The organism is Pseudomonas sp. RA_35y_Pfl2_P32 (genome assembly GCF_963970735.1).
Taxonomy (GTDB): Bacteria; Pseudomonadota; Gammaproteobacteria; order Pseudomonadales; family Pseudomonadaceae; genus Aquipseudomonas.
This window is the reverse complement of record NZ_CAXAQF010000444.1, coordinates 1-255: the sequence shown is the minus strand read 5'-3', so window position 1 is coordinate 255 and position 255 is coordinate 1. Positions and strand designations below refer to the sequence as shown.

General features: G+C 65.1%; 1 protein-coding gene. It reads right to left on the bottom strand.

Annotated elements, in window-relative coordinates:
* On the bottom strand, window positions 1-255 hold a 255-nt coding region (locus tag AACY45_RS29090; protein ID WP_339548913.1), incomplete at both ends, for an aldehyde dehydrogenase family protein.

Sequence of the window (255 nt, the reverse complement as noted above, 5' to 3'; positions counted from 1 at the left end):
TGAACGCGATCTTGGCGATGCGCTTGCTGGTGGCCAGGGCTTCGCCGGCTTCTTTGCCGAACCCTTGCACCACGTTCAGCACGCCCGGTGGCAGCAGGTCACCGATCAGTTCCAGCAGCACGCTGATGCCCAGCGGTGTTTGCTCGGCAGGCTTGAGCACCACGCAGTTACCGGCAGCCAGGGCTGGCGCGAGTTTCCAGGCGGCCATCAGGATCGGGAAGTTCCACGGGATGATCTGCCCGACCACGCCCAGGG